The sequence below is a fragment of the Candidatus Magnetobacterium casense genome (assembly GCF_019173545.1).
GTDB lineage: Bacteria > Nitrospirota > Thermodesulfovibrionia > Thermodesulfovibrionales > Magnetobacteriaceae > Magnetobacterium > Magnetobacterium cryptolimnobacter.
Genome location: NZ_JABXWD010000551.1, coordinates 1 through 1,846 on the forward strand (window position 1 = coordinate 1; position 1,846 = coordinate 1,846).

Sequence of the window (1,846 nt, forward strand, 5' to 3'; positions counted from 1 at the left end):
AATCTGACCACCAGAAGGTGGAGAGTTAGAAGTGCCATTTCCGATCGGGCCTGCGGTAGTGCCAGTAGGCACACGCACATATGACTGGCCGTCGGTAGACAGGATTTGTGGGGGCAACTGAAATCGGAACTTGTAGGTTTTAAACTGAGGGTTCCGACGACGAGCTCTGCGCCTCGCGGCGACAGCCTTCTTTGCGTACTTCTTCATCTTACGCTTCAGGTACGACTTCATGTGTATACCTCTTAAAGAGATAATCATATGACTATATGTCGTCCGATTGGATTTTACATTTGCCTATCCCGCCATCTTTTGCGATATAATCCTTATATCCCTCTTCTGCTCTAACGGGGGCGTGGTACCCACCCCTGTGGCCTCTACCTAGTTCTACAGATTCCTTCCAAATAGGCCAAGCGCGCTTAAAATGTTTCGCTTCTATACGCCCTTGAGACTCAGTCTCATACATACCATGTATGTGCGGATGGTTTGGTAACCCATCCTCGTCTACACCCTTGTACTCCAGATACCATGCATACTGAGTAACCGGGCAACTTTTTTGATTCATGACTTTTTCCACGGCGGATAACATATCCGCGACGGTTAGGTCATCACTGGGCGATTTCGTTAGAGTAAAGGCAAATGGACCACTATAAGTGCCATTGCCTATGTGTTTTTTCTTATAGCTACACTTTTCAAGGTGTGCTATCATCTCCCTTTGTTTCCCGATAGAGTCATACGACTCATTAAATACGGGTTTGGGAGAATAAGGGATGTCGGGGTTCGTTGGCTTATGACGTTCCCAGTTGGCTACTCCATCCTGGTAGGCTTGGTAGCGCCGGGAATAACTTTTATTATAAGTTTCCAACGCAGTGAGCAGACGGGTGCATTCAGGACAGGGCATGCCGGGGGTATACCTGGGCATGAGATTTTCTGTCCGTCGGTCCGTTCGTCTGCTGTTAGCATCATCAAGAGGTCAAGTAGTAACTCTAAATGATGCTATTGTGACGGAGTGTTTCGTCCGTCCGATGGTTTTGCCAAACCTATGTAGAAGAACCGATCCGGGTTCTTCGTCATGGGTGAGAAGAACCCGGTTCGGTTCTTCTTCCATAGTTCCCGGCAAGGCAAAAGTGATTTTGGCTCCCTTCGGTCGCTGTGCCGGGCGCCTCAGCGGCAGTGCCTAAACGCAGTTTAGCTGGTGAGCAGGGGAGACCTAAAGCTCACGTGATATGTATAGTTGAGCCTGACAGCATTGTATGTGGCTGTAGGAATAGGAAAATCCTGACAAGCCATTTTGAAACCAAAATGCGAGATATTAGAACTCGCACAATCTATCCACTGGCGTGGCTTTCCAACCATTGCGGCGGAAAGTGTACCGCTGAGGGGTCCCTGCAGCGCACCGATGGCCACCCGGGGGGCGAAAGAAAACTTGGTGGAAGTACGCAGAGAGTTAGGCTGAAACTTCCTCACGCCAGTCTTACGGATAACCGTATAGATATCACCGGGTACAGTAGCATCGTCCTGGTCGAAATACATCCAAAATGTTGGGAGCACACTCTGAGTGGCATCGACAGCAGATGAGTTGTGAAGGTACTGTACCTCAACCGTTACACGGTCAATCCTGTATGCATCGTACATATTCCTGAACTGTACACTGTTAGCAAGGTCATCTAACTTAGGCGCAAACGCAACAGTCCAATCACCAGTATTGGGTATACCAGAACTGGAAGACGTGATGTTATTAATCTGACCACCAGAAGGTGGAGAGTTAGAAGTGCCATTTCCGATCGGGCCTGCGGTAGTGCCAGTAGGCACACGCACATATGACTGGCCGTCGGTAGACAGGATTTGT

At 49.0% G+C, this 1,846-nt stretch carries 2 protein-coding genes; both read right to left on the minus strand.

Annotated elements, in window-relative coordinates:
* A partial coding sequence (locus HWQ67_RS17435; protein ID WP_218253970.1) for a hypothetical protein occupies positions 1-258 on the minus strand: 258 nt, incomplete at its 3' end.
* Positions 259-1,185: 927 nt separating this feature from the next.
* Positions 1,186-1,846, minus strand: a 661-nt coding sequence (locus HWQ67_RS17440; RefSeq protein ID WP_218253971.1) for a hypothetical protein, incomplete at its 5' end; no start/stop codon positions are given.